The following is a 15,039-nucleotide window of genomic DNA, read 5'->3' as shown; positions in this document are numbered from 1 at the left end:
GTTCGATCGGTGCATATCCCGGCTTTCCGACCAGCGTTTGAGCCGAATGAACGGCTTGAGTTGCCGCCGCTTTCACTACACCAAAATCAATTAAGACAGGCTTTTGATCCCACTGTCTCAAAATAATGTTATCGGGTGAAATATCTCGATGCACAATGCCTGCTTGATGAATGTAGTCCAAAACCGGCAAAAGCTGTTGCAGCAGTTGAACTGCTTCTAATTCGCTAAAAGTGAGATGTTGATTGCGGCGATCGTTGAGCAGTTCTTCGTAAGTCTTCCCTTCCACATAGTCTTGCACTAAGAACAATAGCTCTCGATTCTGCGTTTTCACCTGAAACAACTCGCGAAACTGCGGAATCTGCGGGTGATGAAGTTGATGCAGGACTTTAGCTTCGCGGGTGAATAGTTCTTCCGCTTTTTGAGCGTACTTTGAGCCTTGCGATCGTGGCTCGAATTCTTTGAGAACGCAGATTTCGTTAAACCGATTCGTGTCTTGTGCTAGATAAGTCCGCCCAAAACCGCCTTGCCCCAAGACTCGAAGAATCCGGTAGCGATTTTGAACGATCGTGCCATCAGGAAGCGGTAAGCTCATAGCTCGGTAAAGAAATGATGCTAATCAACTGTATCACTGGATTTCTACTTGAGCAGATTTATGCAGACGCTTTTTCGGGCGGTCAGCAGAGACTAGAATAATCTCACTGTCGATCGCTAAAATTCCGTGAACCGTCGAGAACTTTTAAGGCTGTTGGGACAAACATCAGGTGGCTTGATTGCAGCCAGCGTTTTGGGCGGCTGTCAGGCTAAGGCAATGGATCTGTTGTTTTCGATCAATCCCACTGCACCGCTCCCCGATCATGTAATTACACCGATTGATGAGTTCTATGTGCAGTCTTATGCGCTGGCTTCTCAGATGAATGCAGAGAAATGGCAACTCAAAATTACAGGAGAAGTCAATCAGCCGATTACACTCACCCTACAAGACATTCTGAATGCACCGCAGGAAGAGTTTTACCTGACGATGGAATGTATCGGAAATCCGGCAGGTGGGAATTTGATCGGAAATGCACGGTGGACAGGCACACCGCTTTTACCCTTTCTCAAACGGGCAGGTGTGAAATCGAGCGCGATCGAGATTGCGATGAAGGGCGCAGATTGGTACGAAACGACGCTGCCTGTGGCGGAAGTGATGCGTCCAGAAGTGCGATTGGTACATCGGATGAATGGTGAGCCGTTGACGGCGGCACATGGCTATCCAGTGAGAATTCTGATTCCGGGACATTTTGGGCAGAAGCAACCGAAATGGATTGTCGGGATTGAGGCGATCGCGAAACCCAAAACCGGATTTTGGGAGAACCAAGGCTGGTCGAATACGGCTGAGATACCAACGCATTCATTGATGCGTCAGGTGCAAGATTCGAGAGTGTGGAATAAGCGCCATCAAGTAACATTGAGCCGCGATAACTGGGAGAAGGGCGTAATGCTTGCGGGGGTTGCGCTGGATCGATCGACTCCAATCCGATCAATTCAAATCAGTACGGACAATGGTTCAACCTGGCAAACTGCGGAACAAAATCGTCCAGAATCACCGCATGAATGGACGCTGTGGCGCTATTTGTGGAAGCCGGATCAAGCTGGAAAGTATAACTTGTTAGCAAAAGCAACATCGGAGCGACAACAGCAACCGATCGAGGACTCCAACGGCAAAGACGGCAGTTCTGGGATTTTGCGGATTCAAACTACACTAGAAGCTTAGACGACATCACGAGTTATTCGCCATGCGAGTCGTTCTAAACGTCACGTTTGAGCCTTCTTGCGTTTGCTCTAGCACCAGCAATGGCGTTGGTTTAGCGTTTTGATCCCAGCGCATATTGGCAATTCTGCCTTGTACCGCAGGTTGCCACGTATCATTCTCGTGGGTTGGGCTGAGGAAGGTTTCAAAGCAATCAATAATCTGATTAATGGTGACTGAAGTAGGCTGAGTTGGAAGCTTCAGAATCTTGATTTGAATGCGGAACAAAACTCTAGTCGATTGTGCCGTCTCACCTGTTTTGTATAGCACGTCAAAGATTTCATCGACTTGGCGACCTGTGCTGGCAATGCCAATTTCGCCTTGATTGGCTTGGGTCGGACGCAGGGCGACCGTGATTTTATCTTTAACGCGGATCTTAATTTGATTGACGATCGCAAAGTGAAACACTTCTTCCGCCATTCGCATCCGGAGATAATCGAGGTTAAATTCGCGCGAGTGAATCAGATCGGGGTTGCGCTCCATTTTGCCGATCGTTTCTACCGCATATTTCAATTTTTTCTGATACTCGCGATTTTTGAGCATCTCAAACTTCACTTGTTTTTTCAGCTTACTAGCTTGGATTGTGGAGAGAATTCCTAACACAACAAGCATCAAAAACAGCGCCCCCGAAGTCGTCATCCAAATGTTTGCCCCAGTTTGAACTTGTGGCTTAGGTGCGGGCTGAGTTTTGACAGCAGCTTGAGCAAGCAGGGGATAAGCGTGAGGTGACATAGGACTTTTTCAGGGCGAGAATCGTCGGTTTCAGAGTGCCCAGAAACCAGAGTAAATATTTCAGTGTTTCTACAACATGAAAGAATTAAGGAGTCAATGCGAGGCAGCTAACGATGATTCCGCTCAGTAGCGCTCCCGATTTGCAGTCAATTCAACTCATTGCAACTGATATGGATGGAACGTTAACCATCAGTCAAAAATTTACGCCTCAACTGTTACAAGTCTTCGATCGGCTGAATCAAGCCGGAGTTGCGGTGCTGATTGTAACTGGACGATCAGCGGGTTGGGTGAATGGTTTAGTCCATTACTTACCGATCGTAGGGGCGATCGCCGAAAACGGCGGATTGTTTTATCAAGGTGAAACACAAGAATTATTAGTGCCGATCGCGGACTTGAAAGTGCATCGCCAGAAGTTAGCAGAAATGTTTTTAGAACTACGATCGCAGTTTCCACAGATTCAAGAATCCAGTGATAATGCGTTTCGTCTTACCGATTGGACATTTGATGTTGCTGGGTTAGCAGTTTCAGACCTTAATCAATTAAGCTTGCTCTGTCAAAAACGTGGTTTTGGCTTCACTTATAGCAATGTTCAATGTCACATTAAACGACTGCAACAAGACAAAGCACAGGGACTATTAAAGGTTTTAAGCGATCGATTTCCTCAGTACAACCTGAAGCAAGTTGCAACTGTTGGCGATAGTCCAAATGATGAAAGTTTATTTGATGCGTCTCAGTTTTCAATGTCGATCGGAGTTGCCAACATTCAGCACTATCAAACGCAACTAAAGCACTTACCAACCTACATCACCACGCAGCCGGAAGGAATGGGATTTTGTGAATTCGCCGACGCAGTAATCTCGGTACACTGAAAGAAGCAAGATAGGAACTCACAAACGCTATGGAATCTTCAACCCCGATCGCGGCTCGTGTCCGCAATTTTCTGATTGTGATTAGCGCGATCGTGCTTACTGTTGCGATGGTGCTTGGACTCCGCACTCAAACGACAGGCGTTTCGCTGAATGAAATGTCTGCTGCTTCTACACCACTAGAAGTTGCCTTAACCAACGGCAAACCGACACTGATGGAGTTTTATGCTAATTGGTGTACAAGCTGTCAGGCAATGGCTCCAGAGCTAAAATCACTCAAAGATAGCTATGGCGATCGAGTGAATTTCGTCATGCTGAATGTGGATAACGACAAGTGGCTGCCCGAAATTCTGCATTATCGCGTCGATGGCATTCCGCACTTTGTTTATATGGATCAAACAGGGAATGCGATCGCTCAAGCGATTGGTGAGCAACCGCGATCGATCGTAGAAGAGAATTTGATTGCGTTATCGATGGGCACAGAACTTCCCCACGCCCAAAGCATCGGACAAACTTCGGCGTTTTCCTCACCTGCCAGCACCAAATCAAGCGCCAAACCAAGCGATCCACGCGGACACGGCGCTCAAGTCGTCGAGAAGTCTTAACACCATTTGACCGAATAGTATGCCGGATTAGTCGAATCAAGCGCGATCGTTTGCTCGTTGAGAAAGCAGCGATCGCGTTTTCTAACTGTAGAGCTATTCCGTGAGAACGTCCCTACCGACAAGCCGTTAATTATTTACGCTTGCAATACAGTCAATTTCAACCAACAAATCTTTGGGCAATCGTGCGACTTCCACACAAATTCGAGCAGGCGCACTTTCTTCCTCAAAATACTTGGCATACACCGCATTCATGGCTGCAAAATCATTGATATCTTTCAGAAACACCGTCGTCTTTACGACGTTTGCCATCGACGAACCCGCCGCCTCTAGAATTGCCTTCATGCTGGTTAAGGCTCGATCGGTTTGCGCCACAATATCACCCGCACCGACAATCTCGCCCGTTCTAGGATCAAGCGAGATTTGCCCCGCGACAAAGACTAATCCTTGAGCGACGATCGCTTGATTGTAGGGGCCAACCGGAGCCGGAGCCGCATCAGTCCGAATTACTTTCTTCACTGGTTTGTTCATAGGGGCTTTGGACGCATTCCATAATTTCTGTACTGTAAATAATCGTGCAAAATGCGATCGTGATCAAAGCATAAATTTGGTGGGATCTCCCAAATGTTGATCACGCGCACGGTTTTCGCATCGTCTCCCGCTCTGGGATTGCCTTTAGCAGTCGCAATATAAGCAACGCTCATCGTGTGCTGGCGCTCGTCGCGATCGGGAGCAGAATACACACCCAGCAGATCCACCAGTTCGATTTCGAGTCCGGTTTCCTCGATCGCTTCGTTGTGTGCAGTCGTTTCAGCAGAATTGCCGTAATCAATAAATCCACCGGGAATTGCCCAACCGTGGGGAGGATTGAGGCGTTCGATTAAGACGATCGGACGATGAGGACGATCGATTAATTCGATAATGATGTCCACGGTGGGAGCAGGATTGCGATGAGCCATAGAAAGTTTACGTTTTCCGAATAAATCTTGATTCTTCTTTCGGCAGAGATTGCGCTTTTCGCTCTATGTTACAGTTCTGGGAGCCTTTTCCTCGCGTTGATTTTATGTCTTTGAAACGATCGAGCGGCGTTTTGCTGCATCCTACCTGTTTCCCTGGTCGATTTGGTATTGGTGAGTTGGGAGCTGAAGCTCATCGCTTTATTGAATTCTTGGTGCAGAGCGATCAGCAGTATTGGCAAGTGTTGCCCCTTGGGCCAACAGGCTATGGAAATTCACCATATGCCTCGTATTCATCAATGGCAGGGAATCCGTTGTTGATTAGCCTAGAAGCGCTGCGCGATCGGGGATTATTAGAAGAATCAGACTTTGCCAATCTGCCGGAGTTCTGGCTGAATGGAACGGATTACGATCGCGTTTATGCGACGAAAGCTCCGTTGTGGCGCAAAGCTTGTGAAGCCTTCAAGCATCGTGAATCTGAGCAACGAGAGTTTGCTGAGTTCTGTACTCGCAAAGCCTACTGGCTCGAAGATTATGCGCTATTTATGGCGCTGAAAGAAGAAAGCGGTGGGAAAAGCTGGTACGAGTGGGAACCGGAACTGATGCGGTTTAAGCCGGAAGCGATCGGACACGCTCAAGAACGCTTACAAGACGAGATTTTCTACCAAAAATACCTCCAGTTCGAGTTTTTCCGGCAGTGGATTAAGCTCAAACAACATGCAAATGAAAATGGGATTCAGATCATTGGAGATATTCCCATCTATGTCGCGCACGATAGTGCGGATGTGTGGGCAAACTCACAAAACTTCAGGCTTGATCCTGAAACGGGTCATCCCGAACTGATGGCGGGTGTTCCACCGGACTACTTTAGTGCAACTGGACAGCTTTGGGGCAATCCCATCTATGATTGGGAGTACCTTGAAAAGACTGACTTCAAGTGGTGGGTGCAGCGCTTTGAAGCCATGTTAGATTTAGTCGATTGGATTCGGATTGATCATTTCCGCGGTTTTCAAGCTTACTGGGCAGTGCCGCAGGGTGAAGAAACGGCAATAAATGGAAACTGGGTCGAAGCACCAGGAGAGTTGTTTTTTCAGATGCTCGATCGCAAGTTAGGTAAGCTGCCAATCTTAGCTGAAGACCTGGGTGTAATCACTCCCGAAGTAGAACAACTGAGAGACAAGTTTGAGTTTCCAGGCATGAAGATCATTCACTTTGCCTTTGGATCTGCTCCGGATAATCCCTATCTCCCGTTTAACTATCCACACAACTGTCTTGTTTATACCGGAACACACGATAACGATACAACGATCGGCTGGTATGAGCAGCTTTCAGACTATGAGCGCGATAACTTATTGAACTATCTTGGCTGCATTAGCCATCAAGGCATTCACTGGGATTTGATTCGCGTGGCAATGAGTTCAGTTGCCGTACTCTCTATCATTCCGCTGCAAGACCTGATGGGCTTAGGAACCGATGCCCGGATGAATGCACCAGGGCAAGCAGAAGGCAATTGGGGCTGGCGGTATCGATCGGAGATGCTGAGCGATGAGATTCGCGATCGATTTGCAAGCTTGACGCATCTATTCGGACGCGCTCCGCAAAGCAAGCATTCAAATTAACGCAGAACTATGCCTGAAACCGCGCCCTGAGAAGGGCGCGTGTCGTTCATCGACTGGTGTAATAGTTGCGAGTCCCTTTGGCATCGAGAGCTTCTCCCAATCGTTGCAGGGCATGAACATAGGCAGCCGTTCGGACGGGAATCGATAGTTCTTGTGCGATCGACCAAATGCACTCTGTTTCCTCAACCATCTTGCGCTGGAGCGTTTGATTCACTTCGCCTAATGTCCAGTACAAGCCATTGCGGTTCTGTACCCATTCAAAATAGCTGACAGTGACACCGCCCGCATTAACTAGAATATCTGGAAACACATAAATTCCTTTCTGCTCTAAAATCGCATCGGCAGCAGAGGTGATCGGCCCATTCGCAAGCTCAAAGATTAGCTTTGCTTTGATGTTGTTCGCATTTGCTTCGGTGATCTGATTTTCTAACGCAGCCGGCAGCAGCACATCGACATCCAGTTCAAGCAGTTCTTTGTTGGTGATGCGATCGTGCTCGGTCACCGTGCAGACGCTACCTTCGCAGTACACCGCTTGCAGAGCGCGAGTTTCATTTTTGTGTTGGCGAATGCTGGGAATATCTAGTCCAGCTTCGGAATAGATTGCACCTTTAGAATCGCTGACTGCAACCACTTTATATCCAGCCCGATGCAGCAATTCTGCGATCGTCGCTCCCGCATTCCCAAATCCTTGCACTGCGATCGTGGTGTCTTGGGGCTTTCTGTCAAACTTAGGTAACATTGCCTCGATCACAAACAACGCACCCATTGCCGTTGCCGTATCTCGTCCCAAACTGCCCCCCATCGCGATCGGCTTGCCTGTAACCACACCCGGAGTATTCTGCCGCCGAATGATGCTGTACTGATCCATCATCCAGCCCATCACCATTGCATTTGTATAAACGTCGGGAGCCAGAATATCCACATCCGGCCCAATAAAATCGGCGATCGCGTCAATATATCCCCGGCTCAAGCGCTCTAGCTCAAGCCGTGATAAGGCTTTTGGATTAACCGTAATGCCACCCTTCGCCCCCCCAAACGGCAAATTGAGCACGGCGCATTTGAACGTCATCCAAAATGCCAGCGATTGCACCTCATCCAGCGTCACATTTGGGTGATACCGCACTCCCCCTTTACCTGCGCCCCGTGAATCGTCATACCGCACCCGATAGCCCTGAAACACTTTCAGCGACCCGTCATCCATTCGCACCGGAATCGACACTGAAAGCGATGCCTTTGCGGATTTCAAAGACTCGATCGCGTCCTCTGAAAGCGAGGTGTACTTTAATGCTTGCTGTAATCGTTGTGAAGCGTCTGATAAAAGGGAAGACATAACCCATTGTGATGAAAGGCTGTTGCCACCCTATCAAGCTTTAGTATTTCTCAAAACAGTTTCGACGCAGAAATTAACTATCACACTGTTTGAGTGCCTAGAGATTAGATGCCTAGAGATTGAATGCCTAGAGACGCTGTAGCAAGCTCATTCCGTGAGTATCCGTTCCACAAGAACTCAACAAACCAAACTGAGTCTTTAGCTGCGTCACCCGCTCTGTTTCCTTGGGGCTAGACTTCCAAGGCTTCGGATTGTTATAAGCGTAAAACGTTTCTACCCCATCAATCCCCACCATTGCTGCGGCTGGAATTAATTCATCTGCCGATCGTCGATATCGCGCTGGATGCGCCAACACCGCAATTCCGCCTGCTTGATGAATGGCGCTAATCACTCGTGCAGCTTGAGCGCATTCTCCTCGCGGTGCGCTGCCTTGCAAATAAGACGCGATCGCGCCATGCTCCGGATCAAACGCGAACCCTAGAATGTGTACTTCAGTTTCAAGCAATCTGGAGGTGATTTCAGCTCCTGTCCATAGATGCGGAACTGTTGCACCGACCTGATGGGTTTCTAGATATCGCTGTGCCATTTTGTACCCGTTGATCTGGTGGTGATCCGTGATGGCAAATCCTTTGAGCGATAGGTTGATCGCCTGTTGTGCGAGCGCTTCGGGATGTAGCTGTCCATCCGAGTGCGTCGTGTGCATGTGGAAGTTGTAGGTGAGCGGGCAACTTTCAGCCGTTAGCGATGCGAAAACCTCTCGTAGCGCTACCGCATCTTGTGCGGCTGGTGTCGCGACCCTCGAACTGGAAGCAAGATTAGCAGCCATAAATCGCCTCAAACGTTACTGGCATTTCACGAGTCTATCTCTACTGTAATGTACCGCTTAAAAAAACGTTTCAGTATTTAACACTTAAGACATTGAGTATAGCTGATGTCGATCATCAGGTGTATTGACCGTTCTTGAGAGAAAACTGGCACATTCAGAGTATTCAACCTTGTATTTAATGGTAAATTATGATATCAAGCCCCAAATGCATGAGTCGTTAAGTTCCTTGCTAGTAAAAGTGTTTTTTGCATGGGTTGCAGAAATGTCGTGCAAGCCTCTGAACACTCTGAGATGGTGCATTGATGTTGCCCCTTGCTCAGTCGCCTTCGCAGCAGCACTCGGCTAATTTTGATTGAGTTCCTGAGACGTAAATGATTTCTAGTATGAATAACGGCGAGTTTGCCCAGCAGATCGAAACGATCCGGCAAACCCTCGCCTCGATTCGCGATCGCTTGTTGACCCAAACGGCGCTAAATCCCACCTTTCAAACCGAGATTGATCAAGAGTTACAGACAGCAATTCAAGTTTTGCAAGCGGCACGATCGCTGATTCAGGCAAAAAGCTCTGCGATCGACCAGTTGCAAGCGACAGTGCAGCAAAAAGAGATGCTGCTGCGGGAAATTCACCACCGCATTAAGAACAATTTGCAGATTATTGCTAGTTTGATCGATCTGCAAGTGCTGCGATCGCAAGATGCCGCTGTTCAATCCTTGCTGCGGAATTACCAGACTCGAATCCGGCTGATGGCGCTGGTGCATGAAAGATTATCTGAATCGAGTAATGCGACAACCATTCGCCTCGGTGGATATGTGCAGGAGTTAACTCTGTTATTGGCGCAAACTTATGAGATCGAGCCAGAGCGAATCACGCTGCAAACCCTTGTCCGTGGAGAAATCGAACTGGCTTCAAATCAAGTCGTTGCCGTTGGGTTGATTTTGAACGAACTGATTTCAAATGCGCTGAAACATGGACTTTCTGATCAAGCTGGAGAAATTGCAGTGTCGCTCCGGATCGAGGATTCGCAAGTTGCCCTCACCGTAAGCGACACGGGCGATCGATTACCCGCAAATTTTGACCTGAGCAGCCCTCAAACTTTAGGCTTCCAGATCATCAATTCGCTCGTGTATCAGCTAAACGCGAACTTGACGATCGATCGCAGCCCCCACACTGCTATTACGCTCCAGTTTGACGTTGCTGATTGGGAGTCATGAGTCCGTGTTCCAGTGCGAATCTGACTAGCTCAGTGCGGCTATTGGTGCCCGTCTTGCTAAACAGGCGACTGACGTATTTCTCGACGTTGCGGACGCTCGTATCGAGCCGACGGGCAATCTCTTTGTTCATCAACCCATCCACGACTAAGTCGAGAACGCTTTGTTCTCTGGGGGTGAAATCGAGCTTCATCGGAGTGGTCTTTTGAGCGATCGCGCCTCGCCCTTTGAGTTCGGCTTGAATTTCAGCAATTTGGCGCGAAAGTGCTGCAAGATTGACATCACTATCGCCGCCTGTTGATTTGATATCTGCTCTTTGCTGAAGCAACCGTCCCACGATCGCCACGAGTTCTTCCGGATCAAACGGCTTGGGTAGATAAGCATCGCAGCCTGCATCGTAGCCCTGGATGCGATCGCTTTTCATGCCGCGTGCGGTGAGAAAGATCACAGGCAGCGTTTTGAAGCGGGGATCGTCGCGCAGTTGCTTGAGGAATTCGTAGCCGCTGACTTGGGGCATCATCACATCGGTGATCACGAGATCGGGCAGGACGCGCTGCACGGTTTCCCATCCTTCCTGTCCATTGGTCGCAGTGTGTACCGTATAGCCGCTGTCTTCGAGATAGGCTTGTACCGCTTCCCGGAGTCCAGGTTCGTCATCGACTAATAGAAGTTGCTCCGGCATGATCGATTCCTCTAACGCATAGGTTTGATGTGGGTTCAGTCGGGGTTTCGGCTTAGGGGACTTCCCAAGTCTAGAACCAAACGAAACGTCTCGCTAAACCCACGCATTTACTCAAATTTAGCGAATTTTGAATCAATTAAGTTTGGTAAGCAGGAATTGCTTACGGGTTCGATCGTATGGGCTGCCTTTGAAAGTTGCGCTTGTCGTTGCCCTTGAGCGCGAGCTTGCAGACAAAGAAGCCCGATCGGGGTACTGATCAAATCGACCCAACTGGCTTTGCCTCGAAGCAGGTTCAGCGATGCGATCGGTAATTCTTTCAGGAGCCAGCGCAGCGATCGGTAACGGTATTCCGCAAAATGGGGTTCGCGCATCAGGGCGATGCCGTGTAGCTCATGAAGATAGCGGTTTGAACGTCCGTATCTGCGCCATTGGCTCCGGAGTTCAGCCAGGGTAGCGCGATGACGGTGACGCACGATCGCGCTTTCTGCAAAGCGCAATTGCCAATCGGTTTGGCGCAAAATTCGCCAGCAAATATCCGCATCGCCGCCAGTGGTTAAGTAGGGACGAAATAAGCCGACTTGGGGCAGTGCTGCCCTCCGAACGGCGAGATTGGCAGTTTGACCGTAGGGACAGAAGGGATGATTCAGCGTGTGTTTTTGCGAGAGGGTTGCTTGACGATCGGCGTATTGCTCTAACAAGGTGTGTCCCGAAAGCGCTTTGATTTCTCCAGCGACCAATCCCACGGCTGGATCGATAAATGGCTGCACCAAATGGGTCAGCCAGTCCGGGTCGGGGCGACAGTCGGCATCGGTAAAGGCAAGAATTTCCCCGGTTGCATTTTGAATGCCTGTATTACGAGCCGCATAAGAACTTTGAATCTGGAATTGCTTCAGCGATCGAATGCGCTCCGATTCTGCTGCCTTTAAAAGTTCGGCGGTGCGATCGCTACTGTTGTTATCGACTAGCAAGCACTCGAAATGGGGATAAGTCTGTGCCCGTAGGCAATCGAGCAAGGCGGGTAAATCGGTTTCACCGTTGTAAATTGGCACAATAATCGAAACGAATGGTAAAAAACTCATATCCACGTTGCATCAGTTCTGTGATCAAAATGCCCAAAACGATCGTCGGGGTCATGGGAGTTGAAGAAGCGACTCCGCTCGAAATTCAAACGGCTTACGAACTCGGTGCGGGCATTGCGCGGTCTGGCTGGGTGGTCTTGAGCGGTGGGCGCAATGTTGGAGTCATGGATGCAGTCAGCCGAGGGGCAAAAAGCTGTGGTGGATTGACGATCGGCATTTTGCCGCACCAGAATTCCGCAATGAGCGATGCGATCGACATTCCGATCATCACGGATATGGGAAATGCGCGAAATAACATCAACGTGCTATCGAGTCAGGCGATCGTGACTTGCGGCATGGGGGCGGGAACGGCTTCAGAGATTGCTTTAGCGCTGAAAGCGAAAAAGTCTGTGATTTTGTTGGGCGCAGAGTCGATCGCGCAAACCTTTTGGCGATCGCTCGATCCAGAACGGGTGAGCATTGCAGCAACCGTAGAAGAAGCACTTTGTCAACTAAAAGCAATTCTTGCCGCACAAAAATAATTCATCTTCACTTTTCAGCACAGAATTGTCACCTTACAATACAGAGACAAGCGAAAACCAAGGGTGGAACTGTGGATAAGACACCAGAGCAACAAAAACAAGATTTTTTGTACCCGAATGCACACTACCGGGGAAACTTCACGCCGGAGCATCTAGCTTTCAATGCAAATTTACAGGAATTCGCCCAGCGGGTCTCCTTGTTATGCGGTTTAGAAACATCGGGAAAAATTTCACCCGATGATGCCTACCATCAGATCAAGGGGTTATGGAATGAGCTAAGAACGTCGAAAAAGAACCTTTTAGACAGCACACAAGGATCTAGCGATTCCTAGCTTTGTCCTCAATTCTCCCTTTCGTTCGATGTTTATTCGATCGCAATGTTCTTTCTTAAAGGGAGAATTAAATAGGACAGTCACTATGGCAAATCTTTTACAAACTGCATCCGAAGCGGGATCATTCAAAACGCTGGTTTCGGCGATCGACAAAGCTGGCATTGCTTCAGAGCTTGAAAATGATGGGACGTTCACCCTACTGGCTCCGACTGATGAAGCCTTTGCCAAGTTGCCCAAGGAAACCCTGAATGCACTGCTCGAAGACTTACCGAAGTTACGTCGCGTTCTGAGCTATCACATTTTGGATGGTGATGTTCGATTTGAGGATTTGACCGAAATCGAAGAAGCGCCAACGCTTGAAGGATCGGTGATTGCGGTCGATCATCAGGGTGGAATCAAAGTTAACGATATTGCTGTGACGAAAGCAGATATTTTGGCGGATAACGGTGTGATTCATGCGATCGATGGCATTTTGATGCCTGCTATTCTCGCGGGAAGCTAAACCGTTTCATATTCTAGGATCCTTCATTAATCGGGAATAAAGCGTTGAGTACGTTTGCCAAGTTAACCCCCCAGACACGGCAAAATCTGGGGGTATTGTTTACGGCAGGGTTGTTGTTTTGGGCGAGTTTAGCCAGCCTTTTACCCACTCTGCCGTTGTATTTACAATCGATCGGCGCACCGGACAATCAGCTTGGAATTGTCATGGGCGCATTTGCGATCGGCTTATTAATCTTTCGTCCCCAAGCTGGCAGAATGGCAGATCAGCAGGGACGCAAGATTGTCCTGCTGATTGGAATCGCGGTTGCAACACTGGCTCCGATTTGTCATTTACTCACGCAGTCGATTCCGTTGTTAATGCTGGTTAGAGCCTTTCACGGGATTAGCATTGCCGCGCTGACAACGGCATATAGTTCGCTGGTCGTTGACCTCGCACCGGCTGAGAATCGGGGGGAACTGATCGGATATATGAGCTTAGTGAATCCGATCGGGATGGCATTAGGCCCAGCGCTGGGCGGGTATCTCCAAGAACTCACCACTTATGGCGCTGTGTTTGTGATGAGTTCACTGCTAGGCATGATGAGCCTGACTTGCGCCATGTTCGTTCATGCGCCGCCAGTCCAGCATCAACCGCAAAACTCTAAAACCCAAGGTGTATTTTGGCGATTGTTGCTCAGCGATCGTATCCGGGTTCCCACGATTACGATGTTGCTTGTGGGGATTGCATTTGGAGCAATTTCAACCTTTATTCCACTCCACATTAAGAGTGCTGGAGTAGAGCTAAATTCCGGACTGTTCTACACAGCCGGGGCGATTACGGGATTTCTGGCGCGGTTTGTGGCTGGAAAGGCAAGCGATCGCTATGGGCGGGGACGATTTATTACGATCGGGTTGCTTTGTTATACCGTTGCAATGCTTTTGTTGTGGCAAGCGAATTCTGCAAGCTTGTTTTTGCTCTCAGCCGCACTCCAAGGATTTGGCGGCGGAACAGTTCTGCCGATTATGATCGCGCTGGTTGCAGATCGCTGTCAGCCGTTTGAGCGCGGACGGATTTTCGGTTTGTTCGTCGGTGGCTTTGATCTTGGAATTGCTTTAGCAGGCCCGATTTTAGGCAGTGTTTCTAGTGCGATCGGCTATCGGGGATTGTATGCGGTTTCATCGATCGTCGTCTTCACGGCATTGATTGTGTTTATGACGCTGTCTAGTAAAAGCGTGGCGCATTCATTCCGGTTTGCTTTGGGATATGGCAAAGATCCCTATGCCATTCCCAAAGATCAGTTGTTGACGACTTAGAGCGATCGTTGCTCCGATTGAGAGGTTGCAATCGGATTGCCACAGTCATCGAGTGCTGCGCGATCGGGTTGAACGATCTGGACATTCAGCCGATGCAGCACTTGTTCGATGGGTAAAGCAAATCCCAGTCCTTCAATCCCTTTACTGGCGATCTTCTCAGTCACAATCCCAATGACTGCACCTTGGCGATTCATCAAAGGGCCGCCACTGTTACCTGGATTGATCGCGGTATCTGTTTGAATTAAGCTGCGATCGCCATCGCGTCGAAATCCGCTCACAATGCCCTGAGTCACACTATTAGAAAGGGATAAAGGATTGCCGATCGCAATCACCGATTCTCCGACTCGCACTGCATTCGTCTGACAAAGTGGTAAGCCAGAAATTTCGGTCGATTCGCCGTCGAGTTGAACCAGCGCGGCATCAAGTTCAGAATCGCGCCGCAAAACTCGCCCGATGCGGGTACTGCCATCATACAGATCGACATTCACCGTAAATGCAGAACCCACGACATGATGATTCGTGATCACCAGTCCCGAAGAATCGATCACAAATCCACTTCCACGTCCGCTAGTTGTGCGGATTCTGACGATCGCGGGAACGCTGCGTCCGGTTAATTGAGCGATCGAGAGCGGTTGGTTCGAGACGGCTAAGGCTGCCACTTCAAACCGAGATGGCGGTTGAACGATCGTCTCTACAGGGGTGG

At 49.1% G+C, this 15,039-nt stretch carries 18 protein-coding genes; 9 read left to right on the top strand and 9 right to left on the bottom strand.

Annotation, left to right across the window (positions count from 1 at the left end; translation table 11 throughout):
* The coding region (locus tag H6F51_00120) for a protein kinase (protein MBD1820936.1) at positions 1–592 on the bottom strand (592 nt) is incomplete at its 3' end.
* A 126-nt stretch (positions 593–718) separates the two neighbouring features.
* Between H6F51_00120 and H6F51_00115 the strand changes: the two genes are divergently transcribed.
* On the top strand, positions 719–1,753 hold the full coding sequence (locus H6F51_00115; protein MBD1820935.1) for a molybdopterin-dependent oxidoreductase: 1,035 nt from the start codon (positions 719–721) through the stop codon (positions 1,751–1,753).
* Between the two features lie 6 nt (positions 1,754–1,759).
* On the opposite strand, the gene H6F51_00110 is transcribed toward H6F51_00115, so the two are convergent.
* Positions 1,760–2,521, bottom strand: coding sequence for a hypothetical protein (locus H6F51_00110; protein ID MBD1820934.1), 762 nt, complete (start codon positions 2,519–2,521; stop codon positions 1,760–1,762).
* 113 nt (positions 2,522–2,634) lie between these two features.
* Between H6F51_00110 and H6F51_00105 the strand changes: the two genes are divergently transcribed.
* Together H6F51_00105 and H6F51_00100 are read left to right on the top strand one after the other, a co-directional pair.
* The gene (locus H6F51_00105) at positions 2,635–3,390 is read left to right on the top strand and encodes an HAD family phosphatase (protein ID MBD1820933.1); all 756 of its coding nucleotides are present in this window, start codon (positions 2,635–2,637) and stop codon (positions 3,388–3,390) included.
* Between the two features lie 29 nt (positions 3,391–3,419).
* Positions 3,420–3,992 carry a thioredoxin fold domain-containing protein gene (locus tag H6F51_00100; protein ID MBD1820932.1) on the top strand — a complete coding sequence of 191 codons (573 nt, stop codon included), beginning with the start codon at positions 3,420–3,422 and terminating at the stop codon, positions 3,990–3,992.
* Positions 3,993–4,118: 126 nt separating this feature from the next.
* Here H6F51_00100 and H6F51_00095 read toward each other — a convergent pair whose 3' ends face one another.
* Both H6F51_00095 and H6F51_00090 read right to left on the bottom strand, forming a co-directional pair.
* Positions 4,119–4,508, bottom strand: a complete 390-nt coding sequence (locus tag H6F51_00095; GenBank protein ID MBD1820931.1) for a RidA family protein — start codon at positions 4,506–4,508, stop codon at positions 4,119–4,121.
* 8 nt (positions 4,509–4,516) lie between these two features.
* On the bottom strand, positions 4,517–4,948 hold the full coding sequence (locus H6F51_00090) for an NUDIX hydrolase (protein ID MBD1820930.1): 432 nt from the start codon (positions 4,946–4,948) through the stop codon (positions 4,517–4,519).
* 104 nt (positions 4,949–5,052) lie between these two features.
* On the opposite strand from H6F51_00090, the gene malQ reads away from it, so the two are divergent.
* Positions 5,053–6,564 (top strand): 4-alpha-glucanotransferase, encoded by a 1,512-nt coding sequence (gene malQ, locus H6F51_00085; GenBank protein ID MBD1820929.1) that lies wholly within the window; start codon positions 5,053–5,055, stop codon positions 6,562–6,564.
* Positions 6,565–6,610: 46 nt separating this feature from the next.
* Here malQ and H6F51_00080 read toward each other — a convergent pair whose 3' ends face one another.
* The gene (locus H6F51_00080) at positions 6,611–7,894 is read right to left on the bottom strand and encodes a Glu/Leu/Phe/Val dehydrogenase (protein MBD1820928.1); all 1,284 of its coding nucleotides are present in this window, start codon (positions 7,892–7,894) and stop codon (positions 6,611–6,613) included.
* 127 nt (positions 7,895–8,021) lie between these two features.
* Positions 8,022–8,720 carry a PHP domain-containing protein gene (locus H6F51_00075; protein MBD1820927.1) on the bottom strand — a complete coding sequence of 233 codons (699 nt, stop codon included), beginning with the start codon at positions 8,718–8,720 and terminating at the stop codon, positions 8,022–8,024.
* Positions 8,721–9,091: 371 nt separating this feature from the next.
* On the opposite strand from H6F51_00075, the gene H6F51_00070 reads away from it, so the two are divergent.
* A complete protein-coding gene (locus H6F51_00070; GenBank protein ID MBD1820926.1) occupies positions 9,092–9,931 on the top strand; it encodes a hypothetical protein in 840 nt (279 codons plus the stop codon).
* Here H6F51_00070 and H6F51_00065 read toward each other — a convergent pair.
* Entirely contained in the window at positions 9,894–10,610 is a 717-nt protein-coding gene (locus H6F51_00065; protein ID MBD1820925.1) for a response regulator transcription factor, read from the bottom strand. The genes H6F51_00070 and H6F51_00065 overlap by 38 nt on opposite strands.
* A gap of 107 nt (positions 10,611–10,717) precedes the next feature.
* Positions 10,718–11,689, bottom strand: coding sequence for a glycosyltransferase (locus H6F51_00060; GenBank protein MBD1820924.1), 972 nt, complete (start codon positions 11,687–11,689; stop codon positions 10,718–10,720).
* Positions 11,690–11,718: 29 nt separating this feature from the next.
* Here H6F51_00060 and H6F51_00055 point away from each other — a divergent pair, with 29 nt between their 5' ends.
* From H6F51_00055 to H6F51_00040, 4 genes are all read left to right on the top strand, one after another.
* Positions 11,719–12,210, top strand: a complete 492-nt coding sequence (locus H6F51_00055; GenBank protein MBD1820923.1) for an LOG family protein — start codon at positions 11,719–11,721, stop codon at positions 12,208–12,210.
* A 71-nt stretch (positions 12,211–12,281) separates the two neighbouring features.
* Complete coding sequence (locus H6F51_00050) at positions 12,282–12,542, top strand: hypothetical protein (GenBank protein MBD1820922.1); 261 nt, start codon at positions 12,282–12,284, stop codon at positions 12,540–12,542.
* Positions 12,543–12,627: 85 nt separating this feature from the next.
* A complete protein-coding gene (locus H6F51_00045) occupies positions 12,628–13,044 on the top strand; it encodes a fasciclin domain-containing protein (protein ID MBD1820921.1) in 417 nt (138 codons plus the stop codon).
* Between the two features lie 44 nt (positions 13,045–13,088).
* Entirely contained in the window at positions 13,089–14,336 is a 1,248-nt protein-coding gene (locus H6F51_00040) for an MFS transporter (protein MBD1820920.1), read from the top strand.
* Here the strand turns inward: H6F51_00040 and H6F51_00035 are convergent.
* Positions 14,333–15,039 (bottom strand): trypsin-like peptidase domain-containing protein (locus tag H6F51_00035; GenBank protein MBD1820919.1); only part of this gene is annotated, 707 nt, incomplete at its 5' end. The genes H6F51_00040 and H6F51_00035 overlap by 4 nt on opposite strands.

This window comes from Cyanobacteria bacterium FACHB-DQ100, from assembly GCA_014695195.1.
GTDB lineage: Bacteria > Cyanobacteriota > Cyanobacteriia > Leptolyngbyales > Leptolyngbyaceae > Leptolyngbya.
The sequence above is the reverse complement of the archived record's forward strand: the minus strand, read 5'-3'. Positions and strand labels throughout refer to the sequence as shown.

Coding starts and splice junctions, on each gene's coding strand:
- H6F51_00110 (MBD1820934.1), bottom strand. CDS start 2,521: ATGTCACCTCACGCTTATCCCCTGCTTGCTCAAGCTGCTGTCAAAACT.
- H6F51_00105 (MBD1820933.1), top strand. CDS start 2,635: ATGATTCCGCTCAGTAGCGCTCCCGATTTGCAGTCAATTCAACTCATT.
- H6F51_00100 (MBD1820932.1), top strand. CDS start 3,420: ATGGAATCTTCAACCCCGATCGCGGCTCGTGTCCGCAATTTTCTGATT.
- H6F51_00090 (MBD1820930.1), bottom strand. CDS start 4,948: ATGGCTCATCGCAATCCTGCTCCCACCGTGGACATCATTATCGAATTA.
- malQ (MBD1820929.1), top strand. CDS start 5,053: ATGTCTTTGAAACGATCGAGCGGCGTTTTGCTGCATCCTACCTGTTTC.
- H6F51_00080 (MBD1820928.1), bottom strand. CDS start 7,894: ATGTCTTCCCTTTTATCAGACGCTTCACAACGATTACAGCAAGCATTA.
- H6F51_00075 (MBD1820927.1), bottom strand. CDS start 8,720: ATGGCTGCTAATCTTGCTTCCAGTTCGAGGGTCGCGACACCAGCCGCA.
- H6F51_00070 (MBD1820926.1), top strand. CDS start 9,092: ATGATTTCTAGTATGAATAACGGCGAGTTTGCCCAGCAGATCGAAACG.
- H6F51_00065 (MBD1820925.1), bottom strand. CDS start 10,610: ATGCCGGAGCAACTTCTATTAGTCGATGACGAACCTGGACTCCGGGAA.
- H6F51_00060 (MBD1820924.1), bottom strand. CDS start 11,689: ATGAGTTTTTTACCATTCGTTTCGATTATTGTGCCAATTTACAACGGT.
- H6F51_00055 (MBD1820923.1), top strand. CDS start 11,719: ATGCCCAAAACGATCGTCGGGGTCATGGGAGTTGAAGAAGCGACTCCG.
- H6F51_00045 (MBD1820921.1), top strand. CDS start 12,628: ATGGCAAATCTTTTACAAACTGCATCCGAAGCGGGATCATTCAAAACG.